This is a genomic window from Chitinophaga pendula (assembly GCF_020386615.1).
Taxonomy (GTDB): domain Bacteria; phylum Bacteroidota; class Bacteroidia; order Chitinophagales; family Chitinophagaceae; genus Chitinophaga; species Chitinophaga pendula.
Window position 1 is genome coordinate 3,188,237 of record NZ_CP077769.1, and the last position, 24,234, is coordinate 3,212,470.

24 protein-coding genes are annotated in these 24,234 nt (G+C 50.6%); 12 read left to right on the forward strand and 12 right to left on the reverse strand.

Annotated features, from left to right (window positions below):
• Positions 1 to 171 precede the first annotated feature (171 nt).
• The 5 genes from eat to KTO58_RS11275 are packed head-to-tail and all read left to right on the forward strand — an operon-like array spanning position 172 to position 6,094.
• The gene (gene eat, locus KTO58_RS11255; RefSeq protein WP_095839265.1) at positions 172 to 1,515 is read left to right on the forward strand and encodes an ethanolamine permease; all 1,344 of its coding nucleotides are present in this window, start codon (positions 172 to 174) and stop codon (positions 1,513 to 1,515) included.
• Entirely contained in the window at positions 1,484 to 2,842 is a 1,359-nt protein-coding gene (locus KTO58_RS11260; protein ID WP_095839264.1) for a glutamine synthetase family protein, read from the forward strand. Before eat ends, KTO58_RS11260 begins: the two co-directional genes overlap by 32 nt.
• A gap of 11 nt (positions 2,843 to 2,853) precedes the next feature.
• Positions 2,854 to 4,002, forward strand: coding sequence for an iron-containing alcohol dehydrogenase (locus KTO58_RS11265; RefSeq protein WP_095839263.1), 1,149 nt, complete (start codon positions 2,854 to 2,856; stop codon positions 4,000 to 4,002).
• A 9-nt stretch (positions 4,003 to 4,011) separates the two neighbouring features.
• Positions 4,012 to 4,710, forward strand: a complete 699-nt coding sequence (locus KTO58_RS11270; RefSeq protein WP_095839262.1) for a gamma-glutamyl-gamma-aminobutyrate hydrolase family protein — start codon at positions 4,012 to 4,014, stop codon at positions 4,708 to 4,710.
• Between the two features lie 19 nt (positions 4,711 to 4,729).
• Positions 4,730 to 6,094 (forward strand): aldehyde dehydrogenase family protein, encoded by a 1,365-nt coding sequence (locus tag KTO58_RS11275; RefSeq protein WP_095839261.1) that lies wholly within the window; start codon positions 4,730 to 4,732, stop codon positions 6,092 to 6,094.
• A gap of 48 nt (positions 6,095 to 6,142) precedes the next feature.
• Here KTO58_RS11275 and KTO58_RS11280 read toward each other — a convergent pair whose 3' ends face one another.
• The 4 genes from KTO58_RS11280 to KTO58_RS11295 are packed head-to-tail and all read right to left on the reverse strand — an operon-like array spanning position 6,143 to position 9,460.
• Positions 6,143 to 8,197 (reverse strand): BamA/TamA family outer membrane protein, encoded by a 2,055-nt coding sequence (locus KTO58_RS11280; protein WP_225860198.1) that lies wholly within the window; start codon positions 8,195 to 8,197, stop codon positions 6,143 to 6,145.
• 32 nt (positions 8,198 to 8,229) lie between these two features.
• Complete coding sequence (locus KTO58_RS11285; RefSeq protein WP_198314938.1) at positions 8,230 to 8,796, reverse strand: DUF1543 domain-containing protein; 567 nt, start codon at positions 8,794 to 8,796, stop codon at positions 8,230 to 8,232.
• A 45-nt stretch (positions 8,797 to 8,841) separates the two neighbouring features.
• Entirely contained in the window at positions 8,842 to 9,213 is a 372-nt protein-coding gene (locus KTO58_RS11290; protein ID WP_095839259.1) for a hypothetical protein, read from the reverse strand.
• Position 9,214: 1 nt separating this feature from the next.
• The gene (locus KTO58_RS11295; protein WP_157753027.1) at positions 9,215 to 9,460 is read right to left on the reverse strand and encodes a hypothetical protein; all 246 of its coding nucleotides are present in this window, start codon (positions 9,458 to 9,460) and stop codon (positions 9,215 to 9,217) included.
• 137 nt (positions 9,461 to 9,597) lie between these two features.
• Here KTO58_RS11295 and KTO58_RS11300 point away from each other — a divergent pair, with 137 nt between their 5' ends.
• Together KTO58_RS11300 and KTO58_RS11305 are read left to right on the forward strand one after the other, a co-directional pair.
• Positions 9,598 to 10,413 (forward strand): helix-turn-helix domain-containing protein, encoded by an 816-nt coding sequence (locus KTO58_RS11300; RefSeq protein ID WP_157753026.1) that lies wholly within the window; start codon positions 9,598 to 9,600, stop codon positions 10,411 to 10,413.
• A gap of 78 nt (positions 10,414 to 10,491) precedes the next feature.
• Positions 10,492 to 11,277 carry an isocitrate lyase/PEP mutase family protein gene (locus KTO58_RS11305; RefSeq protein WP_095839256.1) on the forward strand — a complete coding sequence of 262 codons (786 nt, stop codon included), beginning with the start codon at positions 10,492 to 10,494 and terminating at the stop codon, positions 11,275 to 11,277.
• A 444-nt stretch (positions 11,278 to 11,721) separates the two neighbouring features.
• Here the strand turns inward: KTO58_RS11305 and KTO58_RS11310 are convergent, their stop codons facing one another.
• Together KTO58_RS11310 and KTO58_RS11315 are read right to left on the reverse strand one after the other, a co-directional pair.
• A complete protein-coding gene (locus tag KTO58_RS11310) occupies positions 11,722 to 12,579 on the reverse strand; it encodes an oxidoreductase (protein ID WP_095839255.1) in 858 nt (285 codons plus the stop codon).
• A 121-nt stretch (positions 12,580 to 12,700) separates the two neighbouring features.
• A complete protein-coding gene (locus KTO58_RS11315; protein ID WP_095839254.1) occupies positions 12,701 to 13,288 on the reverse strand; it encodes a TetR/AcrR family transcriptional regulator in 588 nt (195 codons plus the stop codon).
• 219 nt (positions 13,289 to 13,507) lie between these two features.
• Between KTO58_RS11315 and KTO58_RS11320 the strand changes: the two genes are divergently transcribed.
• On the forward strand, positions 13,508 to 14,611 hold the full coding sequence (locus tag KTO58_RS11320; protein WP_157753025.1) for a TlpA disulfide reductase family protein: 1,104 nt from the start codon (positions 13,508 to 13,510) through the stop codon (positions 14,609 to 14,611).
• Between the two features lie 68 nt (positions 14,612 to 14,679).
• On the opposite strand, the gene KTO58_RS11325 is transcribed toward KTO58_RS11320, so the two are convergent.
• The 5 genes from KTO58_RS11325 to KTO58_RS11345 form a co-directional block, all read right to left on the reverse strand.
• The gene (locus KTO58_RS11325; RefSeq protein WP_095839252.1) at positions 14,680 to 15,276 is read right to left on the reverse strand and encodes a hypothetical protein; all 597 of its coding nucleotides are present in this window, start codon (positions 15,274 to 15,276) and stop codon (positions 14,680 to 14,682) included.
• A 38-nt stretch (positions 15,277 to 15,314) separates the two neighbouring features.
• Positions 15,315 to 16,016, reverse strand: a complete 702-nt coding sequence (locus KTO58_RS11330; protein WP_095839251.1) for a DUF2461 domain-containing protein — start codon at positions 16,014 to 16,016, stop codon at positions 15,315 to 15,317.
• 74 nt (positions 16,017 to 16,090) lie between these two features.
• Positions 16,091 to 16,915 (reverse strand): alpha/beta fold hydrolase, encoded by an 825-nt coding sequence (locus KTO58_RS11335; RefSeq protein WP_095839250.1) that lies wholly within the window; start codon positions 16,913 to 16,915, stop codon positions 16,091 to 16,093.
• A 34-nt stretch (positions 16,916 to 16,949) separates the two neighbouring features.
• Complete coding sequence (locus KTO58_RS11340) at positions 16,950 to 18,014, reverse strand: proline iminopeptidase-family hydrolase (protein ID WP_095839249.1); 1,065 nt, start codon at positions 18,012 to 18,014, stop codon at positions 16,950 to 16,952.
• 211 nt (positions 18,015 to 18,225) lie between these two features.
• Positions 18,226 to 18,825, reverse strand: coding sequence for an FMN-dependent NADH-azoreductase (locus KTO58_RS11345; RefSeq protein ID WP_095839248.1), 600 nt, complete (start codon positions 18,823 to 18,825; stop codon positions 18,226 to 18,228).
• 164 nt (positions 18,826 to 18,989) lie between these two features.
• Between KTO58_RS11345 and KTO58_RS11350 the strand changes: the two genes are divergently transcribed.
• The 4 genes from KTO58_RS11350 (at position 18,990) to KTO58_RS11365 (ending at position 23,163) form a co-directional block, all read left to right on the forward strand.
• Positions 18,990 to 20,621 carry a dihydroxyacetone kinase subunit DhaK gene (locus KTO58_RS11350; protein ID WP_095839247.1) on the forward strand — a complete coding sequence of 544 codons (1,632 nt, stop codon included), beginning with the start codon at positions 18,990 to 18,992 and terminating at the stop codon, positions 20,619 to 20,621.
• The gene (locus KTO58_RS11355) at positions 20,593 to 21,075 is read left to right on the forward strand and encodes a TolB family protein (RefSeq protein WP_095839246.1); all 483 of its coding nucleotides are present in this window, start codon (positions 20,593 to 20,595) and stop codon (positions 21,073 to 21,075) included. Before KTO58_RS11350 ends, KTO58_RS11355 begins: the two co-directional genes overlap by 29 nt.
• 540 nt (positions 21,076 to 21,615) lie before the next feature.
• Positions 21,616 to 22,527: a protein-glutamine glutaminase family protein gene (locus KTO58_RS11360; RefSeq protein ID WP_095839245.1), complete on the forward strand. Its 912-nt coding sequence runs from the start codon at positions 21,616 to 21,618 to the stop codon at positions 22,525 to 22,527.
• Between the two features lie 264 nt (positions 22,528 to 22,791).
• The gene (locus KTO58_RS11365; protein WP_157753024.1) at positions 22,792 to 23,163 is read left to right on the forward strand and encodes a hypothetical protein; all 372 of its coding nucleotides are present in this window, start codon (positions 22,792 to 22,794) and stop codon (positions 23,161 to 23,163) included.
• A gap of 8 nt (positions 23,164 to 23,171) precedes the next feature.
• On the opposite strand, the gene KTO58_RS11370 is transcribed toward KTO58_RS11365, so the two are convergent.
• A complete protein-coding gene (locus KTO58_RS11370; protein ID WP_095839243.1) occupies positions 23,172 to 24,227 on the reverse strand; it encodes a PorP/SprF family type IX secretion system membrane protein in 1,056 nt (351 codons plus the stop codon).
• Positions 24,228 to 24,234 lie beyond the last annotated feature (7 nt).

The window sequence follows — 24,234 nt, forward strand, 5'->3', positions numbered from 1 at the left end:
TGCTTTTATTTTACGATACATTTTTTTTGAGGCGGGTGCCGGGCGATATTGCCGGCACCCGCTTTTTTATTGTGTAGCAGGAGGAAAAGCCTGTGAATTAATTTGCTTATATTACTTGACAACCGGTCAGCCCAATTCTCATCATCCTTCAAGCAACAGACTTATTTTATTATGAGTAACAATGGTTTTAAGAAGGCGCTTACGCCATTTTCGTTATGGGCCCTTGGCGTTGGTTATGTGATATCGGGGATGTACTTTGGCTGGAACCTGGGATTAGAGCAAGGCGGCACGTTAGGGATGGCGATTGCGACGGGTGTGATCATGGTGATGTATGTGGCCTTTTCTTTCAGTTATGCGGAGCTGGCTTGTGCGATTCCCCGGGCTGGTGGTGTGTATGATTATGCTGCCCGGAGCCTGGGAGGGCCGCTGGCATTTATAGCCGGCATTGCCCAGGTGGTAGAGTTTGTGTTTGCCCCTCCTGCTATTGCTTTTGCTATAGGCGCTTATCTCAATGCATTTTTCCCGGAGATACCGATATTGGTCAGTGCCATCAGTGTTTACTTTCTTTTTACTGCTATCAATGTGTTCGGGGTGACGCTTGCCGCCACTTTTGAGATCATTGTGACGTTGCTGGCGGTATTTGAATTATTGTTATTCGCCGGTATTACGGCGCCACATTTCCGGTTTTCGCAGCTGGCGGCGAATGCTTTTCCGCACGGATGGACGGGAGTGTTGTCGGCGCTTCCATTTGCGATTTGGTTCTTTTTGGGGATAGAGGGGCTGGCGAATGTGGCGGAGGAGACGAAAGATCCGCAGCGGGCGATCATCCGCGGATTTGGGGCGGCGATACTGACGCTGGTGGTATTATGTGTGCTGGTGTTTATGTTTTCTACAGGTGTTGCCGGCTGGGAGGCCATTGTATATAAAAACGGGGTGAGTGGTGATACCTCGGACTCTCCCCTACCCCTGGCGCTGGCGCGGATCACCGGTGACAATACGCTGATGTACCACCTGTTGATCACGGTGGGTTTGTTTGGGTTGGTGGCGTCTTTTCACGGGTTGATACTGGCGGCGGGTCGGGCTACGTATGAGATGGGCCGGGTGGGTCATTTTCCAGCTTTTATAGGCCGGCTTTCGCCTCGATTCCGGACGCCGGTCAATGCATTGGTGGGTAATATGGTGATTGGAGTGCTGGCATTGTTTTCTGGCAGGACCGGCGAGATCATTACGATCTCTGTGTTTGGGGCGCTGACCATATATATTATCGCGATGGTGTCGTTGATAATATTGCGGCGGCGGCAGCCTTTACTGCCACGTCCTTACCGGGCGCCGTTCTATCCCCTGTTGCCGGTGCTGGTATTGTGTATCGCCGGGGTGTCGTTGATGGCGATGTGTATTTTCAATGTCAGACTCAGCCTGATATACTTTGGTATACTGGCCTTTTCTTATATCGCGTTCAAGTTCTTTAACACTAAACAATTGTATGACAGATCAGAAGATATTGGATTACATTAAGCAGCATCCTTCGGGGAAGGTGAAGCTGGCGGTGGCAGACATGGATGGGGTGCTGAGGGGTAAATACATTTCTGTGGACAAGTTTTGCTCGGTGCTGGACGGGTCTATGGGATTTTGCGATGTGGTGTTCGGTTGGGATATGGAGGATGCGGCGTATGACAATACCCGTTATACGGGTTGGCATACGGGGTATCCTGATGCCGGTATGCGGCTGGACCCCGGGACATTCCGGAAGATACCCTGGGAGCAGGATGTTCCTTTTATGCTAGGGGAGTTCATTGACGGCGACGGAGGTCCGTTGGCGATATGTCCGCGTCAGTTATTACGGCGAGTGTTAGGGGAGGCGGAGCGGATGGGGTATGCGCCGGTATTTGCGCAGGAGTTTGAATGGTTCAATTTTGCGGAGACACCCGACAGTCTGCACGGTAAAGGTTTTCAGCAGCCGCAGCCGCTGACGCCGGGGATGTTTGGTTATTCGATCTTACGGACGACGCTGAAGAATGATTATATCCGTCACCTGTTTGAGTGGTTAAAGGCTTTTGATGTGCCGCTGGAGGGGTTGCATACGGAGACGGGTCCTGGCGTATATGAGGCGGCTATAGCGCATACGGATATACTGACGGCAGCGGACCGGGCGGTGTTGTTCAAGACGGCGGTAAAGGAGATCGCTTATCAGCACGGGGTGATGGCTACATTTATGGCGAAGTGGCATGAGTCGTTGCCCGGTTGCGGCGGACATGTACATCAGAGTTTGTGGGATGCGCAGGGACAGGAGAACCTGTTTTACGATGCGGGGGATCCTTTACATATGAGTATGTTATTCAAACAATATGTGGCCGGGCAGTTGTACTGTCTGCCGCACCTGTTGCCGTTGTTTGCGCCTACTGTGAACAGTTACAAGCGGCTGGTGGAAGGTGCTTGGGCGCCGACTACGTTGACCTGGTCGGTGGACAACCGTACGGTGGCTTTGCGGGTGTTGCCGCACGGCAAAAAGTCGGCGCGGCTGGAGACGCGGGTGATCGGATCGGATACCAATCCGTATTTGGCGCTGGCGGGTAGTCTGGCAGCGGGCTTGTATGGTATTAAACACCAGCTTTCGCTTGATCAGCCGGCGACGGTGGGCAACGGGTACCAGGACTTTGCGCACGGTACGTTACCCCGTAACCTGTACGAGGCGACCCAGCAGATGAAGGCCTCTGCGATAGCGAAGGAGCTGTTGGGCGAAACATTTGTTGAACATTTTTCCCAGAGCCGTGAGTGGGAATGGAAGCAGTATGCGAAGGCGGTGACGGACTGGGAGCTTAAAAGATATTTTGAGATCATTTAAATACCCATCTCATGCAGACAGGCAAAGTATATCAATTTAATTTTCCTACGACCATTCGATTTGGCACCGGCGCAATACAGGAGTTGCCGGAATACCTGCGGCAGCAGCAGCTCAGCAGACCATTGATCATTACCGATCCGACGGTAGCGGAGTTGCCTTTTTTTAAGCAGATACGGCAATCACTGGAGCAACGGCAGCTGCACGTGACGGTGTTTTCCGACATCCACAAGAACCCGGTGAAGTCTGATGTATACAAGGGTACGGATGTATGGGATGAGCGTGGCAGTGATTGTATTATCGGTATTGGTGGAGGTGCGGCGATAGATGTGGCGAGGGCGGTTGTGTTGCGGGTATATCACCGGGAGGATCTGTTCAAATATGACGATCTGATCGGTGGCGATGTATATGTGACGAATGATGTACCGCATTTTATCACGGTGCCTACTACGGCGGGTACGGGCAGTGAGGTAGGGCGTAGTGCGATCATTGCGGATGATGAGACGCATCAGAAGAAGATCTTGTTCTCGCCGAAGCTGATGGCCAGGATCGTGTTTGCGGACCCATTATTGACGATGGAGTTGCCCCCTGCTATTACTGCGGCTACGGGTATGGATGCACTGACGCATAACCTGGAAGCTTTTATAGCGAAGAATCCTCATCCTATCTGTGAGGGTATTGCGCTGGAAGGTATCCGGCTGATCGGTCAATCTATTGAGCGGGCTACTTTGCGGCCGGATGAAGGATCGCGCAGTGATATGCTGATGGCCTCTATGATGGGTGCGATTGCGTTTCAGAAGGGATTGGGTGTGGTGCATTCGCTGGCGCATCCGTTGTCATCATTGCTGGATACGCATCATGGGTTGGCTAATGCGGTGAACCTGCCTTATGGGATGGCCTTTAATGTAGGCGGCCAGGAGGATGCTTTCCGCCGGATTGCGCGGACGCTGGAGCTGCGGGAAGAGAGCGGGGATGCGGTGGTACAATATCTGCGGGAGTTGAATGGCCGTCTTGGTATTCCGGACAGGTTACGTCATATTGGTGTAGCAGCGGCGCATATCGATACGCTGGCTGATCTAGCTATTGCGGACTTTGCGCATCCGAATAATCCGAAGCCTGTGAGCCGGGAGGATTTTAAACAACTTTATCAAACTGCATATTAATTTTTATCTGTGAGTGTACCTATTACTATCGGTATTACGGATTGCAGCAAGTATGCGTTGTATGCATCCTGGATATTACGCAGTCTGCCAGGGGTAACGGCGTTGCGGTTGTCTGTTGCGCACGGGCTGGATGATCTTTCCCGATGTAACGGTGTGGTATTGACTGGCGGGGAGGATGTACATCCGCGGTTTTACGGAGCGCCGGGATATTTGCCTTATTGTTACCCGGATGATATCAATGAGGCCCGGGATGAATTTGAGTTGAATGTGCTCAGTTATACGGAGCAGCAAGGCTTGCCGGTGTTGGGTATCTGCCGGGGGTTGCAGATTGCGAATGTGTTCTTTGACGGTACGCTGGTGCCAGATATTCCTACCTGGGGTCATTTTTCGCATGCGAAGCTGGCGGATGGCAGTGACCGTTATCATGCGGTGCAGGTGGACCCTTCGTCGTGGTTGTATGGCATTTTACAGACGGGTTCGGGGGAGGTGAACAGTAATCATCATCAGTCGGCGGGGCGAGTAGGACGAGGGTTGGTGGCCAGTGTGCTTTCGCCGGACGGGGTGATAGAGGCCCTGGAGCGGCAGCATCCTGCGGATGCGTCTTTCCTATGCCTGGTGCAGTGGCATCCGGAGCGGATGCGGGAACCGGAGAGTCCTTTTGTGCAATCTATCGCCGCTGCTTTTCTGGCGGCCATCCAATCATTATAATCTATAAAAATCACGATTCATGCAAGTTATCAATCCGGCGACGGAAGCCATCATAGCTACATTGACAGCGGATACGCTGGACTCGCTTACGGCCAAATACAATACGCTGTGGCAGGCGCACGGTCTATGGGCAGCGCTACCGCTGCCGGCGCGTACGTCTATCATCCGGCGATTCAACGAGTTACTGCAGGAGCAGCGGGATACGCTAGCGGCTACACTGACGGCGGAGACCGGTAAGCCGCTGCAGCAGGCTATCAACGAGGTGAATGGGGCGAGGAGCCGTGTGCAGTGGTTAGCCGATCATGCGGAGCAGTACCTGACGGATGAGGTCATGACGACGCAGCCCGGGTTGCGGGAGGTGATCAGTTATGAGCCATTAGGTGTGATCTGTAATATTTCGGCATGGAACTACCCCTACCTGGTAGGAGTGAATGTGTTCGTGCCGGCATTGCTGGCTGGCAATGCGGTGCTTTACAAGCCTTCGGAATATGCGACGCTGACGGGTTTGCATATTGCGCGATTGTTGCAGGAAGCTGGGGTGCCGGCGGAGGTATTCCAGGTAGGCATCGGCGGTAAGGAGACGGGGGAGCTATTACTGGACTTACCTTTTGACGGTTATTTCTTTACAGGTTCTTACCGAACGGGGCAGCATATCTATGAGCGGGTGGCGGTAAAGATGGTACCCTGTCAGCTGGAGCTGGGAGGTAAGGACCCGATCTATGTGACGGATGATATTACGGACATTAAGGCAGTTGCTGCCGGTACGGCGGACGGCGCTTTTTATAACAACGGGCAGAGCTGTTGTGCGGTGGAGCGGATCTATGTGCATGAGCGGGTGTATGATGCCTACATTGCGGCGTTTGCGGAGGAGGTACGCTCCTGGAAGACCGGCGATCCGACTGTTGCCGGCGTTTATATAGGACCGCTGACGCGGCAGGCGCAGGTGGCGACGTTGGAAGCGCAGGTAGCGGATGCACGCGCCAAAGGCGCTACGGTGCTGACCGGCGGGCAAGCGGTAGCTGGTAAGGGTTATTATTTTGCGCCTACGGTGCTGACGGAGGTGGATCATACGATGCAGGTGATGCAGGAGGAGAGTTTCGGTCCTATTATCGGGATCATGAAGGTGCGGGATGATGAGGAAGCGCTGGCGTTGATGCAGGATACGCCTTATGGACTTACGGCCGGTGTATATAGTAATGATGAAGGCCGGGCGAAACAGTTGTTACGGCAGCTGAATGTGGGAACGGGCTACTGGAACTGTTGTGACCGAGTAAGTGCGCCGGTGCCATGGAGTGGGCGTAAGCAATCGGGTATTGGCTCGACATTGTCGCACCAGGGGATACGCGCCTTTACGCATCCAAAAGCTTTTCATTTACGCGGATAAGCGGCAGGCGGGGCTTGCCGTGCTGGCAGTCCCGCCTGTTCTCTACTATTAAAATGCAGTACCTATACCACCGAAGAAACCCTGGTCGCCCTGACTGGTGAAGCAATAATCTACTCTAGCGTACATTTTTATTTTCGGTACTATCTGTATGCGCAGCCCTGCGCCATAGCCGAATTTGATATCCGGTGAATATATACGGAAGAAGTTGCGGGAGCCATCGCCGGCGCCTGCGAATACGGAGTAGCCTATACGAGGATCTGCCTGAGAGAAGAAGCCTCTCAATTCTGCCTGCACGGTAATGATCTGGTTGTCTACATATAGGTTGCGCCAGAGGCCTCTCAGTGTTCTGTCGGAAGTAAAATACGGGAGGTTGTAGAACGGTACTTGTCCATCCCAGGTCATATCGGCCAGTCCCTGCACGGCGATGACTACGGGGTGGTCTGCTTTGCTGAGCGGGAAATATTTACGGTAGTCGACTTTTATTTTATTGAAGTTGAAATCGCCGATGCCGAATATGCCGTATCGGAAGAAGGAGATATCGAGGTAGCTGCCCTTGGTGGAATAGAGGATATTGTCGCGGTTATCGTAGCGCAGTACGGGGCCTATACCGAGGAGGGTACCACCTATGCCTTCGGGCAGGTTGGGTGTTGATTTGTCTTCGAAGCTGGATTTGGTGTCATGGCGGAGGTGGTAGTTGATCCCTACGTTGTACACGTTGTGCAGCAGTTTATATATTCCACCGTTGAGGTTGAAGGTATTGGAGCGATATACTTTTTTGTCTTCCCGGGAGGAGGCGCCGCCGATGCCGAAGTAATAGTTACGGTTGTGAGCGTTGTAGGAGATATTTTCTTCGAAGTGCCAACCGGCTTTCGTGTAGGTGTCCATGTAGAGGCCGAGGCGGATCTGTTGGCCACCAAAGCCATATGCGCCGGAGACGGTGTATATGGAAGGGCGATAGGTGGCACCTGCGTTGGCGGTATCGATGGGTCTTACGAGCAAGCTAGCGGAAAGTCCGAGCATGATGCCGGTTTCCGGTGAGTAGTCGATGACCGGTTGTGGGATGGCGTTGAACCTTGACATTTTTTCTGCGCCGAACCAGCCTTTGCCTTTAGGGATATTGACGGGCGTGTTGGTGCTGTCTTCCGGCCGGAAGAGGATATGGCGGATGTAAGGGCGGGCGGTGTCCTGTACGAACAAGGTGCCGGTGGTATCCCAGTGAGGCGGTACCATGATGTTCTCTTTAAACAGTAAGGGGCGTTTGGTGGCCAGGGACCAAACGAAGAGTTTACCATATTTATCGGCGCTGGCGAGCAAGCTGCCTGCGGGATTATATTCGAGTGCTTTGATGCGGGTGATATGACCGTTTATTTCGGTGACGATAGCGTCTTGCGGCATTTTGCGGATCTGGATGACACCTTTGGGAGTGGCGGAGGCCAGTTGATCGGGGGTAGCCGGATGGCTGGTCATGATGTCTTGCTGCGCTGTTTCCCAATATACTTTGTGGGCTTTGAGATCGGCGGTGTGAACGGTTTTGATTAGGCCGCCGCTGGTATATGTGAGGAGGGCATCTCCCGGGAGTACGGATAAGTTTTTAAGATTGAAAGGCGCCGGTGCCGTTTTTATATTTTCCCAGGATTGGGTATTGAAAACGGAGAGGTGGCTTTTGAGGATGGATTTGGAATGAAAGAGATATAGCCGGTCACCCTGGTGGTTAAACGTGGCGGCCTGAGAGCGGACGGGCAGTTCTTTTATGCTAACGGCAGCGTCGGCTGTAATTTGATAGACGGTGGTGGAGGTGGTTTTGCCGGAGATGACCAGCAAGGTACCCGTGGGATTCCATGCGGCATAGGACGGTTGGTATCCGGCAGGTAGTTGCAGGCGAAAGCGGATATCGCCGGTAGTGGGATCATTAAAGAACAAGGTATCCTTTACCGAGAATACGCCGATACGGGCGGTAGTTTTACTAACCATGTCGGGCACTTTCACCTGTGCTTCCGCGATCCTGCTGAGGCTGCTTATGCTGCTACACAGGAGGAGGCAGGCGAGCCATTTTACTAATTTTCTATCGTTGTAGGTTCTGGTATTGATACCTGATCTGTTCATACGGTAACACTATGTTGCAGGTGGGGTGCTTATTACAATTTATTGAGGCGGAAGTATCCCATCTGGATGGGATCGTTTGTTGTTACATCCTCTTGGGGATGCAGGCTGATGATGTATTTGTCTTTGGTGGATGCGGGTAGTATTTCCTCTATCTGGTAGAGGTCGTCGACATCGACGCCATATTTATCATCGATATGAGATTCGGCGCCTTTGAAGCCGGTATGCTGGTAGAACGCGGTGGCTTTGGCGAAGCGGATAGCGGCGCCTTTTTCGGGTGCAGCGACGAGCATACGATAGTGGAATTCGTCGAATTCATTTTCCTTATAGCCACCCAGGTTCATGAAGAAGAGGCGAGGGCTTCCCTCCTGCTGTTGAGCAGGTTGTGCTTCTTTACGGGGGTCTACCTGTACCCTGTATCCGTTGACGTGATTGACTTCCCGCCAGGCATCGATATGGATATTACCCACTGCTTCGGGCCAGAATGCTTCGATATCGGGTATCAGTTCGCGAAGGGTATTAGCGATCCCGAAAAAGATATCGTGTTGTTCTGTGTGTCTGCCCTGGGGTTTGCATCCCAACATTAACATAAACAGTTTCATCTTGCGGCGCTTCGTAAAGTGAGTTGCTAAAATAGCCTAATTTCTTCAGAAAGCCGTTTTCGTGAGGTGTTGATATGCGGTGATAAAGAAATGATAAAGCAGGCCACCTGTGAAATAGGCGGCTACATCGAGCCAGTCGGCGGTGTAGCGGGTAGTATATGTGGGCATGATCCATTCGAAGGCAATAGAGAGGTATGCGGCGATGAACAGTATATAAGGTAATGGTAAGCGATAGTTGCTGTTTTTCAGCACCCAGTAGCGTATGACGGTGACACAAGCGGATGCAATGAGCGGGGTAGCGAGCAGGTCAGTAAGCTGACCATTGACATACGGTAGCGGATATCCGTACCACCGGGCGATGTGTATGATGAGCCAGGCGGTGGCACTCAGTGACGCTATGTATCCCAACTGTCTCATGTCAGAGGGCGAAGGAGATAGCGAGGGTGATGGCGAGGGTGACGAGGCCGAAGATGGTGGCAAAAACGGCAAAGCCGGTATGTTTCAGGAGCTTGACGGTGAAGGGATCGCCTGGTTTTACGGGTAGTACGGCGTTCCTTAACCTTTTATAGAGGGGCAGTTTATCTTCTGCTGCCTGTCTTTCCTGTTCTTCTTTTTCGCGGGCGTCCCTTTCTTCTTCCGGTTTGTGCATTGCGGTGGTATTCACGGCGGTTCAATTTAGTACAAATGTACTAAATAAATACGAATTAGTACAAATGCCCTAAATTATTTCTATCAGGGGGATTGTTCCGTTTTGTACAATGCTGCGATCTGTCTGTTGTAATTGCTTATTTTTATATAGTCATGAGATACCAGGAATTTTCACCCGGAGAGCGTTTACGGCCGTATATCAAGTGTTACTACTACTTTGAGTCGGAGACATCGGCATCGATGCAGGACATTGTTTTTCCCAGCGGGAATATGGAAGTGATCTTCAATTTGGGGGAAGGTACCTGGCAGTCGGCGGTGAACGGTGTTTTTCACCAGACGCCGCCGATAGAGTTGTGGGGGCAGATCACGCGGCCGTTGTCGGTGCAGGCGCAAGGTAATAACAAGATGTTGGGTATTAAGTTCTATGTGCATGCTGCGGCTTGTTTTTTCCGGGAGCATTTATCGGTATTGAATGACCAGGTGGCGGATGCGCGGGATCTGATGGGTGCTGACGTTAATGCTTTGCATCAGCGGTTGCTGGAGGAGCAGGTATTGGAGCAGCGGGTGGCGATGGTGGAGCATTTTCTGCAGCACCGGTTGCTGGAGGCGGAGCGGCGGGAGCAGCATATCCGTATGATCGGCCAGGTGGTGAAGGAGTTGCAGCAGGACATTCTGGAGGACAACATTAAAACGTTGGCATGCCGGTATGATGTGACGCCGCGCTATTTACAGAAATTATTTTTACAGTATACGGGACTTACACCGAAGTTCTATCACAAGATCAATCGTTTTCAGCTGAGTCTTAAGCTGGTAGCTAAGCGTGAGCATTCTTTGACATCTATTGCCTATGACTGTGGTTATTTTGATCAGTCTCATTTCATCCGGGAGTTCAGATCATTTACCGGCACTACTCCTTCCAACTACACGCATGAAACTTTTCCTGTCTCTTTAGCACTTAGTAACGGTTAGGCAGTTCCGTTATGTACAATTCCTGCTGAACAGTGGCTGTTAATTTTGGGGTATTGTATCATTTCAACTGTACTCATTATGACATCACGTTATTCCACTTTTGTTTCCCTTCATGAGGGATCTACTTTATTATTATTGCCGAATGCCTGGGATGCTGCGAGTGCGCAGGTATTGGAGCGGCAAGGGTATCGTGCTATTGCTACTTCAAGTGCGGCGGTGGCACAAAGCCTGGGTTATGCGGACGGTGAGGATATGCCATTTACGGATTACCTGTTTGTGATACGCCGTATTGCGGCAGCTACTCCCCTACCCTTGACGGTGGACCTGGAGATGGGTTATGGCCGTACGGCGGACGCGATCTTTGCGAATGTAGCGGCGCTTGCTACACTCGGTGTGGTGGGTATTAACCTGGAAGATTCGCAGGTAACTGCTGACGGGCGGGTGTTACAGGACGCGCAAGTGTTTGCAGAAAAGCTCGGGTTGTTAAGAGACAAATTATTGGCTGCGCAGATCGATCTGTTCATCAACGTTCGTTGTGATACTTATTTTCTTGACGTGTCGGACAAGCAGGCGGCGACGTTGCGGCGAGCAGCGCTTTATGCGGCTGCAGGTGCGGACGGATTGTTTCTGCCCGGTATCCGGGCTGCCGCGGACATTGCAGTGGTGGTAGATCATTGCCCATTACCCATCAATGTGATGGCGCTTCCGGGGTTAGCGGATGTGCGTACGTTACAGGAGCTGGGCGTGAAGCGGGTGAGTATGGGACCTTTCCTGTTCGAGCAGGTATACCGGGAGCTGGGTTTGTTATCGGAACAGATCAGACAGCGAGTGGATGTGCAGGTATTATTTGGGGAGACGGTCTAGCTTATACGAATGATACAGGAGAGCTATAGGTTAATTAAGGGAGAGGTGGACCTGAGGAGATAAGACAATTACAATCAGTACATTACGCAGTACATATAAAAAGCAATCTGTTCATTTTCATAATGTTGCGTGAAACACCACTTAACATATTGATTTACAAACAGCTGGATCAAATAAGCTATTTTAGTTCGTTTGATCCGGTTGTTTAAGTCCCTTTATTTACCCAGTATATGTTTGGCCAGTACTTTTTATACTTCGTATTTCTCCACTAATTTATTGAATTATTTTTTGATGCCGGGGGTGACTTCGGTGGATACCCAGCTATCAATGGTACAGCCCGGGCATTATACCCGGGCTGTGGTGTTTATGCGGACTGGTTAAAGGTTACTATTGGTTTGACCCTGCCAGTTGTATTATAGGATAGGTATGGCCATCAGTTATCGTTTATACATGAGCGGTAGTTGTGAAGTTAGTATCGCTGGTGATTTTTTCCCAAGCTGCGATCTCTGCTTCTTTGCTGGCGGTTTTATCGCGGAAGAGGGCGATGGCATCGGGACCAATGGGCAGGTGTACGGGCGGATTGTCGCTGTTGGCGGCGAGGAGGATGACCTGGGCCAGTTTAGCCGGGTCTCCCGGTTGGTTGCCATGATAGAAGGTGGTGTTATTGCGTGTTTGTCCGACGGTGGCGTCGTATGCCGGTAGTGGGTTGCTGGTGTTGACATAGGAGTCGCTGGCCAGGAATTCGGTTCTGAAGAGGCCTGGTGCGGCGGAGGTGACGCGGATGCCCAGTGATCTTAGTTCCAGGTCGAGTGCTTCGGAGATCCCTTCTACGGTGTATTTAGTGGCGGCGTACAATCCCAGTCCCGGTACGTTGATACCATAGGCGAAGAGGGATGCGATGTTGATGATATGGCCTGTCTGCTGGCTACGCATGAAAGGCAGTACGGCCCTGGTGACGTTAAGCAAGCCGAATACGTTGGTATCGAATTGGCGGTGCATTTCTGCGTCGGTGGCTTCTTCTACTGCTGCCAGCAGCCCATAGCCGGCGTTATTGACCAGTACATCGATGCGACCGAAGCGGTTGATTGCCTGCTGTACGCCTTTTTCTATGGCGGGTTTGTCGGTAACATCGAGTTGTACGATCTCTAGGTCGGGGTTATTTCCCAAGGCTGCTTTTACCTGGTCTGCTTTGGTACGAACGGTGGCTGCTACTTTGTGGCCGGCGGCCAGTGCAGCTTTGGTGATTTCGAAGCCGAAGCCTTTGGAGGCGCCGGTGATGAACCATACTTTTTGCTGTTGCATGTTTGTGTTATTTTTTAGTATTGTAATGAAACGGGGGGGCCTGTCCGTGCTGACGGGGGCGCCATCTGCCGGTGTTGCCACCACCTAAAGTGACCGATCGGTCACTTTCTAGGCAAAAAAATTATATTGTTTGTGCGTCTATTTCTTTTTTCAGGATGCCCACGATTGTTTTGCTGGCTTCGTTGTTGCCTATGATGCGAGACATCATGATGCCTCCTTCGAGGAGTGCGAACATTTTGACAGCGAATTCTTTTGCGTTCCAGTCTTGTTTAAACTGGCCGATGCGGATGCCTTCGCGGATGGTTTCGGCGATGGCATCTATACCATTCTGCATGAATGATCTGATCTTTTCTTTGATGACCTGATTGGTATCATCTGCTTCCATGCCGAAGTTCATCATGGGGCAGCCACCTGTGACGGGTGGGTGCAGTGGATCGCTGAAGAATTGGATGTGGGCCAGCAGTTTGGCTTTGGGTGTTTTGCTTTTATTGACGATGAAGAATAGTTTTTCGGAGAGGAGTTGCAGGCTGTAGTCGACTACGCTGTAGCTCAGTTCTTCTTTGTTTTCAAAATGCAGGTATAGGCTGCCTTTGGCGAGACCTGTGGCATCCATGATGTCGCTCATGGCGGTGGCCGCGATCCCTTTGGTATTGAAGAGGGAGACGGTTTTTTCTATGATGAGCTGTTTGGTTTGTTCTGCTTTTGTCAACTTCAGATGATTTACGACACAAAGATAATGACCGATCGGTCATTTCCAAAAATTATTTTCTGTGACCGGAAGCTTTCATTTGTCGGGAAAATTCCGGATATTAACTATAAGAAGCGGTACACGGTTGTTTTTGTACCGATGAAGAAAACCCGACACGTTATGCAACATCTGTTATACCGGAGGCTATCTGTCCTCTGTTTTTACTATTCAGGTATGGTTATGCTGTTATTTCTGCTGTCGGCTTGCGGCCAGCGGGAACGCGGCGGTTATGTATTGCGCGGTGCTATCAATGGCGGAGGCAGGGATACGCTGTTCCTGCATTTGTTATCCAGCGGGCGGTTGTTGCCGGTGGGGATGCCTAGGGATGGGGTGTTGGATTATGCCGGGGAGGTGTTGGCGGAGCCATTGGAAGCGATGCTGGTGTATAGGCGGGATACGTTGGTGCCGGCAAGTCCTTCCTTTTACCTGGAGAATGCGACGATCACGGTAGCTGGGGATAGGGCAGATGCGGAGCAGGTGCAGTTAAGTGCCGTGGATGCGGGCGGTAAGCCGGTGGAGTTACTGGTGATGCGTGGGAATACGCCGGAGTTGGTGGCATTGAGTCAGGCGTTCAACTGGGAGGAGGATTCGGCGCCGATTGAGCGCCCCAGTAATCTGCGGCGGGCGCTGGCGAAGTATAACCGGCTGGTGGCGCAGCGGAAGCAGCGGATCAGCCAGTTCTGTCAGCGTTATCCCGGTAGTGCGGCTACTTTTGATTTGTTGTATAGCCATATGCCTGACTTTTCGGTGGATGAGCTACAGCGATATGCGGGCCAGTTTGGTGAGGCGGTGAAGCGGTTGCCTGCTTATGTTACTTTTACCAATGCGTTGTCAAACAGCTCTCCTATTGAGCCCGGCGCGATGCTAAAAGACTTTTCGTTGCCGGACAGTGCGGGTCGTTCTCATAGCCTGTCTGCCTTCCGGGGTAAGTTGTTGCTGGTGACGTTTTGGGGTAGCTGGTGTGGTCCCTGCCGGTCGGAGCTTCCCTCCTTGTTGCGGTTGCACCAGACCTTCATGAATGAGCAATTTGACGTTATCTCCATTGCGGTAGCGGAGCCGGATACACGGAGCTGGCGGCGGTTGTTGCGGGATGAGCATATGAGCTGGACCAATGTACTTGGTGGTGGCCGGCAGTGGCTGAAGGACACTTATCATATCAGCGGGGTACCTTATAATTTCCTGCTGGGGCCTGACGGCAAGATCATTGCCAAACACCTTTCTATGTTCGAGGTGGAGGAGCAGATCAAACATTTTATCCGTCAGCGGCGCGCGAAGGAGGTGTAAGATGATCCCCATAAAAAAAAGCCCAGCTGTAAGTATTTACAGCTGGGCTTTTTTATGTACGACATGTTTTATTTCTTTTTACGGTCGATCTTACTTTGGATGGAGGAGATCAGGGTGATACATTCTCCCAGGCGGTCGTAGTAGGCACTGCCATCGATGGCCAGGTCTTTTTTGCTGACATCGTATCCATCGAGGAAACCTTCCAGGTTGGAGAGGTAACGTTTTCCATCTCCGTAGAGTACTTCATAGAGTTGGTTGTTAAGTTTATCTCCCTCTGCGCGGAGGTCGTTGTTGGCCAGGTCTGTTATCCCTCTCATGTGGCCCATGATGCCACTCATTTTTTCTTTCAGCATTTCGAGGTGCTGCGGATCTTTTTTACCCGGTGCGATATTGTTCCTGAACAAGCTATCTGACAGTTTTTTCCTGGCTTTCATGTAGTCGGTCAGGTCTTTTTTGAGATCGGCGTAATAGCGGCCTAGGTCGTCGGCTTTTTCACGGGTGAAGTATTTATCGAAGTCGTTGTCCAGGTGTTTCAGCCAGTTGCGCAGGCTGGTGGTGACATCGGTTACATCCGGTTGTCCGGTTTGTGCGGATACGGAGGCTGAGATGGTCATCAGTATGAACAGGCATCCTGTTATCCCTGAAAGTAGCGTACGGTATATCATATGCAATTGTTTGTGAGTAGAAAGGGTTCCGGCGAGGGTTAAGCCTCTTCTCCGTTAGGGCCTGTTGTAAGTACATCGCTCATGTAATCGAAGAAGGGGCGCATGTTTTTGAAGGTGCGGCCGGCTTCTTCGAGGAAATGTTGGCTTAGTACTTCGTCATCAGAAAATCTTCTGATGAGCAGGAATTGTTTATAACGTAATAAGTCGACTGCTTCGTGTGTTGCGTCATATCCTTTGGGCGTTGTTTTGAGTTGTTCTCCCTTTAAGGTACCGAATGTATTGATGAAAGTTTTGCTTTTCAGTATTTTCCTCAGGGGGGATGGATCGAAGGCGATGTCGTCGCGTACGCGTTTAAGATCTTGCGGTACGGGGCCCCAGAAGCCGCCGGCGATGAAGGTATTGCCCGGTTCGATATGAAAGTAGTATCCTCCTCTTCTTTGCCGGGTTGCTCTTTTGAAGGCACCGCTCCAGTTTATTTTGTACGGTGTTTTATTATGAGAGAAGCGGGTATCGCGGTAGATGCGATGGAGGCTTTTTTTGCCGGAGGGTGTTTCGATGAGGTCGTGTGTATGTAGTGTTGCCAGCAGGGCGTCGGCGAATGTTTCTATGCGTTGCAGTTCTTCGAGGTATAGGTCTTTATGGGCGTTGAACCATTCTCTATTGTTGTTTTGCGCCAGGGTATCCAGGAATTTGAAGCTGGAGGGATGAATCGTGGGTTGTGCTGTTTGTCTTTTTGCCATGGTGCTATATTTATTTGATTTTCATCAAACAAATATAGCATCCTGTTGGCATATACGTTTACGGCCGGGTCCTGTTATTCCAGTATTTTGATCCCTTCTATTTTATGATAGGGTTGGTGCAGGAAGTCAGTTACTTTGCGGTTGAACTCGTCTTTGCGGGATGTGGCTACAAAGTGACTGGTATTGGGTGAGATCCAGAGGTAAGCGTTGGGTATGTTATTGTATATTTCTACCAGGTGAGCGGTGGGGATAGCATCGTGGTCTCCCCCGATGACGAGGGTAGGTACTTTGATGCTATGCAGCTGCCGGAGGGAGATATGAGGATGTAGCAGGTCGAGGCTGACCACTTTTATCGTGTTTTTGTTTTCTGCTGTTGGCGGCGCCTGTCTGAGACTGTCGACGGTTTGTTGCATCAGGTGGAAAACGAACGGTACGATAGCGGTGGTATCGGGCCAGAGGTTGGGACCTGATACGATCAGTTTTTTGACTCTTTCGGGATATCTCATGGCCATTACAAGACCGGTGATGCCGCCATCGCTCCAGCCAATGATATTGGCATTTTTCAGGTGCAGGCTATCCATGAGTGCATTGAGGTCATCGGCCATCATTTCGAAGCTGAGGGAGTCTTTGGTATCGATACTTTTACCATGGGCGCGGCTATCGATGGCGATGACCCGATAGTTTTTGGCGAAGAAAGGTATCTGCTGTTCAAACAATTTGATGGAGCCGCCATTGATGTGCATCAATATCAATGGTTCTCCCTGTCCGTAGGATTCATAATACAGTTTGATCCCTCTGGTGTTGAGGTAATGGCCAGCAGCTTTGTTGTTGCCATAGTTGACCTGGGCATGGGCGATTGTTGTGCAGAGTAAGGATAGCATCAGCAGAATGCGCGGCATACGATCATGTATTGGATTAAGAGGGTGTGTTCCTTTAGTAGGTTATTTTGGATTTGCCATTATCGACTGCTTTTACGAATTTGATGAGGCCTTTCATATATATTTCCTGGTCATCGTATGTGCAGGCGTGGCTGCCATTGGGGCAATAGAGGAAGCTTCCTTTCTGTACCTGCGTGGACATCCATTTCATATGTTCGGGGTCCATGGTATCGTATTTGGCACCGATCGTAAGAACAGGGACATACAATTTTTTCAGGTCTGCTTTTCTATCCCATTTTTCCAGTTTGCCGGAGATACCGAATTCGCTGGGCCCCTGCATGGTAACGTAGAGGGATTGATTGATCTTGGAGAAGGAGCGGCTGAGTGGTTCCGGCCATTGTGCTACCGGGATACGGCAAATGTGTTTTTCGTAGAAGTTAGGCATGAGTAGTTGCATGTAGCGGGGATTTTCGAAATCACCTTTTGCTTCGATGTCACGGATCTCTTTGAGCACCTGAGGGTCCAGTTGTTTGGACAGTACTTCATCGGCGTATCGCTGGTAGTCGGGGGCGCTGCACATCATATCGGAGATGATCAATCCTTTGAGGTGTTGTTGGTATTTGAGGGCGTAGTCGAGGCCCAGGATCCCGCCCCAGGAGTGACCGAGGAGGTAGAAATTGTCTTTATCGAGTTTGAGGGCCTGGCGTATTTGTTCTACTTCTTCTACGAACCGGGGCAGGTCCCAGAGGGAGGTATCTTTAGGATTGTCGGAGTTGCCGCAGCCCAGCTGATCGTAGTAGATGAATTCGATGCCTTCAGCGGGGAGGAAGCTTTCAAAACACTCAAAATATTCGTGTGTGGCGCCGGGGCCGCCATTGAGCAGGAGCATTTTGATGGTGGGGTTATTGCCCACCCGTTTGGTCCATATGTTGAAGGTGCCTTTGGGTGTTTTGATCGGGATGACCTGTACGCCCCCTGTTTTTAGTCCTGTGGAGGGGTCGGTGAGGTATTCTTTTAGGGAGACCTCTTTAGCGTTCTTTTGCTGGGCATTTGCGGCGGAGTACAGACCGCTTGTACAAGCGGCCAGGGCGGCTGTTAATAGCACGATGTTTTTCTTCATAAAAATAATGGTTGGTTGGTTTTAGTTAGACGCAAATATCTGCCAGACTGGGTTACAAGATTGCTAATTTAACATTATTTAACCCTTTTACCAGGGGGATTTCCCGATTATGGCGTTTATAACAACAGCATATCCTTTATATCCGACTGTTACATGAGGTATTACAACGACGATCTCTTACAGCCCTGACCTTGTTAAACAGCTTTCCATTTTATATTTCGATGGCATTACATCCTTTTTCCCAGGCGTGTTCTTTGATGCCGGGGATGGCGGTGCCCTCGACTCTGGCGACGGTGATGTCTGTGATACCGATATGTGCGAGTACTGCTTTGAGATAGGGTACTACGAAGTCGTATGATTGCATGGGGCCATCGGAATATACGGCACCGGAGGACATGGCGATGTAGGTTTTTTTCCCTTTTACAAGGCCTTCGAAGCCATTTTCAGTATAGCGGAATGTCAGGCCGACTCTTATGAGGTGGTCGATCCATATTTTAAGGGAGGAGTGTATGCCATAGTTGTATAAGGGGGCGCCGATCACGATGATATCTGCGTCCATGACCTCTTGTACGACCTGATCGGATTCTTTGTTTTTTGCTTGTTGGGCAGGTGTTCTTTTGTCGGCTGGTGTGAGGAATGCACTTACGTGGTCGTCATCCAGGTGCGGCAGTGGGCGTTTGGTGAGGTCTGTTTCCAGCAGTATGCTGTCCGGATAGCGGGCCTGTAGTTTGCTGACGATGACATTTCCCAGCTGGATGCTGAAAGAGAGGCTGCCTCTTGGGCTGGACATGACGTGCAGTATTTTTTTCATACAAATACCTTGTGATTAAAGAATGTTGATCTAATAGCGGCGTTGTGCCATTGTTACTATGACGAATGGGGCGGCTGTTATTTGGACAAGGAGGCTTTTATTTTTTGACGCTACCGGAGGTGATGTGGCGGTGATGATTTTTATTAAATTGTGAAAAAGCGACTATGAAGTTTTTCATCAATGAAAGTGATCAGATCGTCCATGAAAGTATAGACGGGTTATTGGCGAATCCTTTATTAGCGAAGCTCGGGAGTTTCCCGGCAGTGCGGGTGGTGCTTCGTCGTGACTGGGATAAGTCGCGGGTGGCGATCGTATCGGGAGGCGGCTCGGGTCATGAGCCTGCGCATGCTGGTTTTGTGGGGAAGGGGATGCTGACGGCGGCGGTATGCGGGGATATCTTTGCGTCTCCCTCTGTAGATGCGGTATTATCGGCTATACTGGCGGTTACGGGGCCTGCGGGCTGCCTGTTGGTGATCAAAAACTATACGGGGGATCGTCTGAATTTCGGCTTGGCGGCGGAGCAGGCCCGTGCGTTGGGTTATAAGGTAGCGACGGTGACGGTGAACGATGATATTGCGTTGGGGAAGGACGTTAACCGGCGGGGGCTGGCAGGTACGCTGTTCGTGCATAAGGTAGCGGGGCAGCTGGCGGAGGAGGGGCGATCTTTGGAGGAAGTGGCAGCTGTTGCGCAAGGTGTTATTGACCGGACGATCTCTATCGGGTTGTCGTTGACGGAGTGTGCTCTTCCGGGCAGGGCGCATGCTCCGCGGCTGGGTGCGGAAGAGGCGGAATTGGGGTTGGGCATACACGGCGAGCCCGGGGCGGCGATAGTACCCTATGCTGCTGCGGACCAGCTGATGTCGCAGGCAATGACGGTATTGGCTGGTTATCTGCCCGCAGCAAACGGGCGGTATGCGATGTTGTTGAACAATATGGGCGGTGTGAGCCCTATTGAGATGCAGTTGTTGGTACAATCTTTCCGTAAGACGGCGTTAGCGGAGCAGGTAGTGTACATTACGGGGCCCGGAGCGTTTATGTCTTCTATCAATATGAACGGTTTTTCTGTGTCGCTGGTATTGCTGGATGATACTATTGAGCGGGCGTTGCTGGCGCCGGCGGCACCTGTGCACTGGCAGCTGCATGCTTTTTCTGCCCCGCAGGAGGTGGAGGCCCCTACCCTTCCTCCTATTCATGCTTTTGCGCCCTCGGTGCAACCGGCTGTGCAGTTGGTTATCCAGGTGATTGGGCAGTTGCTGGTGGATTCGGAAGAAGCGATCAATGCATTGGATGGTAAGGTAGGCGACGGTGATGCCGGTTCTACTTTTTCGTTAGCGGGCAAACGGTTGCTGGCGCAGGGAGATCAGTTACCATTTGCGGATACCGGCGCTTTGTTGCTAACGATAGGGCGGTTGCTGGCGAGGGAAGCCGGAGGTTCCAGCGGCGTGTTGTTATCGATATTATTTACGGCTGCCGGCAATGCCTATACGGTGGATCCCGACTGGCGAAAGGCTTTGGTAGCGGGATTAGCACAAATGAAGGCCTTGGGCGGAGCGAAGCCCGGGGACCGTACGATGGTGGATGCGCTGGAGCCGGCGCTTACGGCGTTAGCACAACATGCCTCGCTGGCTACGGTGGCGGCGCGGGCACGTGCCGGTGCGGAGCACACTAAAAGCATCACGCATACACAATTTGGCCGTTCTTCCTATTTACCGGCGGCGATCCTGCAGGATGTTCCCGATCCGGGAGCGGAGATCGTAGCCCGGGTATTTGAGCAGCTGGCGGCTGTCATCAGATAAATCCATATTCTTTTGCTTTATTGATCATCATCACTACATTGCCGACCTGGAATACCGGACGAATAAGACCTTCACACAAGCCAACCTGGTGGCGCAAATGAACTTTGAGGAATGGGAGGATGTGGTTGTGAGTGCGGACGGAAGTAAGTTAGCTTTTGCCGGCGGAAAACATATCTGGATAATGAATGTTGACGGGAGTGGGTTGACACAGGTGACGGACAGTGACCAGGTGGAGGTGGCGCCTACGTTTTCGCCTGACGGTAAATTGCTGGTATTGGGCACTGGTTACCGGATCACGGGGCCATTCGGGCATCTGTGGTACCTGGTTATCATTCCTGCTGACGGCAAAAAATATAATGTCACAGACGGGCGCATGGTATTGCCGGTACAGCCACTTATTCTTGATAAAGAGACGAGGCCGGAGGCAGCGAGTGGGAATATGTTATGGCGTTAGTGATCGAAAAGTATTTATAGTGCACGGGCGTCCTGAGGGGGGGCCGTTTTTTGTTAGGTACCGATATCCCGATAGGTGTGAGTAAATAAAAATTTTGATACAATTACTTTTTTCTCTTTCTTTACGATGAGAATTGTTTAAAGACCCTTAGCCCAAATCATACGACATTTTTTTTCCGATCATTAACAGTTCCGTGCAATTCAAGTTTTGAAATCCAAGTACCAGCAAAAACAACGATGTTTCATCACTAGAGCATGTATCTAACGAGCAGAACCGATGGCCGACGATGAGCAGTATATCTGTTCTTGAAGTCAGGTTACAACAATATTTTATCAACCAAACAACTAAAGTATCCAGTTAGCCCTATACAATTGAGTCTACCTGGTAAGACGATGTATTGCAAATTTCCTTTTTTCCCCAATGTTGCATATGGCACAAAACGGCTTGTACCTGTTATCTGCGTGTATGCGGATATGTCATGGATAAGCCACTAGTGAAAGTATATATCAATCACTGTTCAAAACCCAAATCCACTCCGACATGAAAAAACTATTTCTCGGTTTCATTGCAGTGCTGGCCCTTACTGTGGTGAGTATTGTATCCTGTAAGAAAAGCGAACAAACGCCTATCAGCACTCCTGCTGACAATGACATTGTATTGTTAGGCAACTACATTCCTTTTAGCTACAACGTTAATGGAAAAGAAGATGCAACGGTAGGTTTCTTACAATCTGCTCAACCTTTCAGCGTAGATCCTTCTAAAGCTGCTAACGGCGCTTATGTAGATCTATTGAAAGCTGGTATTGACAAGTCTACTCCGGTAGAAGTGTATGTGTACAGAAACACCAGAACGATTGCTAAAGTAAAGCCAGCTTCTGATGAGGCGATGGCGAGATATCGTCAGGCGTTGGTGGCTCCTGCTAAAACAGAAGCGCTGCCTACTATTCCCAGCGAGGCTGCCTTGACTACGCTGTTCAATCAGTTGAAGGCTGCTCCGATTCCTTTCAAATTTGCTTCTGACGGTTGTTATGCACGTGCACACAAGATGCGTCAGATGATCCTAGCTGCTGGTTATGATGCAGACAAACTGTTTGTATATGGTAATCTGGCTGCTTCTACCGGTACTTGTTGTGTAAGCTGGTCTTACCATGTAGCGCCGCTGGTAAACGTTAAAACTGCGAATGGTACTGTACAGCAACGTATCCTTGATCCCTCATTGTTCACTGCTCCGGTAGCTGTTAGCACTTGGTTGAATGCCTGCCGCAACACCGGTTGTGTATCTACCGCTAATTACACTACTACCCGTCAGATGCCTGGCGCTGTGTATTTCATTGCTTCTACCGGTAACAGTCCGTTGTATGATAACAGCTATGCTCACACTAACTGTGTAATTGCCGGTTATACTGGTCTGGTTGGTTGTGGTATTCCTCCTACCTTAAACTGTCCGCTGTAATAGATAGATATCAGATGTTCCGGTAGGTATGTGATCTGCTGGCGGGGTACTGCTTATCTGCCATATGAAGACAGCTACCAGTTAGCGGATAGGTATTGATACGGGCATCCTGGAAACGATCTTTTGTACGGGGTCTGCTATTGGTTTATACCGATAGGCAGACCCTGTTGTTATTAGCGATGGGATTTGCAAAGTTTGAGGTTATTTGATATTATTGCAAGGTATGCCATGTACTGTGAGGCGTATTCATTTAACCATCCTACTATGCAAAACAAACGTGTTGTTGTAGACGCGCTCTTTCAACAATTTCCTGAGATCCGTTATACTGCCATCTATGAGGCAGGGGATCTGTATTTACAGCAAAGGCAGCAAACGGCCGATAGTTCTGCGGCAGAAACAGATAAGTACGAAGAGCTGTTGGTAAACCCGGCGGTATTGTTATTAGCCCGGCAGCGAGGCAATATTGACTGTGGTGGTTTAAGGCATATCGTTATTGCGTACGGTCCTTTTTACCAGCTTATAAAGGAGATACGCGGCGGACATATATCTATTTGTCTGGCTATTCAATCTGATCTGAACACTTTACCGCTGCGTATCTTTTCGTTTTTAGCGGAGCAGTATCCTGGGCTGTTGTGAGTGTTGGTTTAGAAGCGTGGGCACAGGGATTGACGGCGTTCGCTGAGGCGGTTGTTAAGGAAGTCGCGGAAAGAGAGTGTCAATTCGAAGCCTCCTCTATGCTGGGCAGCTGCTGCCAGCTTATCGATATTGACATCATAGCTAAGGCCCAGTGCAAATTTGCCTTGCTGTACTTGTATAACGGGGATGATAGCATCATTCAGCCGATATAACAATCCTGCTGTAAATTTCTGTTCGTCAGCGCCGATGAAGAGATCGCGGCTAAACATGGCACCTATCTGCAAGGTGCTGATACCTGCTGGTGAGAAGTTTTTCCCATATTGTTTGAAGTAGTCGGCGTATAGAATGATGCGGTCGGTTTCGCTGGTAGGTGCGGAAAGGCCGGCATTTAAGGCCAGTTTACTATTGAGGGTGATTGTTTTTCCATCGAAGAAGCCGACTTTAGGGCGGGTGATGTGGAACATTCCCACGCCAACGAAATAATTCACTTCTTCTTTGAAGACGCCATTATAACTGATACCGGTAGAGAGGTCGAAGTAGTTGACGCTGGTGTTGTTGAACACCTGGCGAGAGGAAGGCAGGACGCTGAAGGTGCCATTACTTCCGGATACGAACTGGTCGTTGAAGACCAGTTTGGAAGGATCAAAACGCTGTTGCAGTATGCCACCCATAAATCCCAGTGACAAGTAGGAATTTTTCTCGCGGCTCAGGGGCAGGCTGTAGTTGATGGCAGGCATGATCTGGGTGGTGCTGAATTCGGAGGAGCCGGCTACATCTCTGAGTAGCTGGAGGCCGAGGGTTATGTTGTCGTCGCTGGCGATGTTGGCCGGTAGTTTGACCTCTGTGCTGAGGCCGAAGGTCCTGTAAGGGATGGTTACACTTTGCCATTGATTGCGGTAGGAGCCGGTGAGACGAACGTCGCCGGTGAAGATACCTGCCAAGGCGGGATTGCGTAATAACGGCTGGTCATAGAACTGAGAGAAGCCGACATCCTGTGAGCGGATCACCTTTGCTATTGTACAGCTTATCAACAGCAGGCAGCATATTTTATATAAACGTCCCATGCGTAAT

Coding starts and splice junctions, on each gene's coding strand:
- eat (WP_095839265.1), top strand. CDS start 172: ATGAGTAACAATGGTTTTAAGAAGGCGCTTACGCCATTTTCGTTATGG.
- KTO58_RS11260 (WP_095839264.1), top strand. CDS start 1,484: ATGACAGATCAGAAGATATTGGATTACATTAAGCAGCATCCTTCGGGG.
- KTO58_RS11265 (WP_095839263.1), top strand. CDS start 2,854: ATGCAGACAGGCAAAGTATATCAATTTAATTTTCCTACGACCATTCGA.
- KTO58_RS11275 (WP_095839261.1), top strand. CDS start 4,730: ATGCAAGTTATCAATCCGGCGACGGAAGCCATCATAGCTACATTGACA.
- KTO58_RS11280 (WP_225860198.1), bottom strand. CDS start 8,197: ATGAACAGATCAGGTATCAATACCAGAACCTACAACGATAGAAAATTA.
- KTO58_RS11285 (WP_198314938.1), bottom strand. CDS start 8,796: ATGAAACTGTTTATGTTAATGTTGGGATGCAAACCCCAGGGCAGACAC.
- KTO58_RS11290 (WP_095839259.1), bottom strand. CDS start 9,213: ATGAGACAGTTGGGATACATAGCGTCACTGAGTGCCACCGCCTGGCTC.
- KTO58_RS11300 (WP_157753026.1), top strand. CDS start 9,598: ATGAGATACCAGGAATTTTCACCCGGAGAGCGTTTACGGCCGTATATC.
- KTO58_RS11305 (WP_095839256.1), top strand. CDS start 10,492: ATGACATCACGTTATTCCACTTTTGTTTCCCTTCATGAGGGATCTACT.
- KTO58_RS11310 (WP_095839255.1), bottom strand. CDS start 12,579: ATGCAACAGCAAAAAGTATGGTTCATCACCGGCGCCTCCAAAGGCTTC.
- KTO58_RS11320 (WP_157753025.1), top strand. CDS start 13,508: ATGCTGTTATTTCTGCTGTCGGCTTGCGGCCAGCGGGAACGCGGCGGT.
- KTO58_RS11325 (WP_095839252.1), bottom strand. CDS start 15,276: ATGATATACCGTACGCTACTTTCAGGGATAACAGGATGCCTGTTCATA.
- KTO58_RS11330 (WP_095839251.1), bottom strand. CDS start 16,016: ATGGCAAAAAGACAAACAGCACAACCCACGATTCATCCCTCCAGCTTC.
- KTO58_RS11335 (WP_095839250.1), bottom strand. CDS start 16,915: ATGCCGCGCATTCTGCTGATGCTATCCTTACTCTGCACAACAATCGCC.
- KTO58_RS11340 (WP_095839249.1), bottom strand. CDS start 18,014: ATGAAGAAAAACATCGTGCTATTAACAGCCGCCCTGGCCGCTTGTACA.
- KTO58_RS11345 (WP_095839248.1), bottom strand. CDS start 18,825: ATGAAAAAAATACTGCACGTCATGTCCAGCCCAAGAGGCAGCCTCTCT.
- KTO58_RS11350 (WP_095839247.1), top strand. CDS start 18,990: ATGAAGTTTTTCATCAATGAAAGTGATCAGATCGTCCATGAAAGTATA.
- KTO58_RS11360 (WP_095839245.1), top strand. CDS start 21,616: ATGAAAAAACTATTTCTCGGTTTCATTGCAGTGCTGGCCCTTACTGTG.
- KTO58_RS11365 (WP_157753024.1), top strand. CDS start 22,792: ATGCAAAACAAACGTGTTGTTGTAGACGCGCTCTTTCAACAATTTCCT.
- KTO58_RS11370 (WP_095839243.1), bottom strand. CDS start 24,227: ATGGGACGTTTATATAAAATATGCTGCCTGCTGTTGATAAGCTGTACA.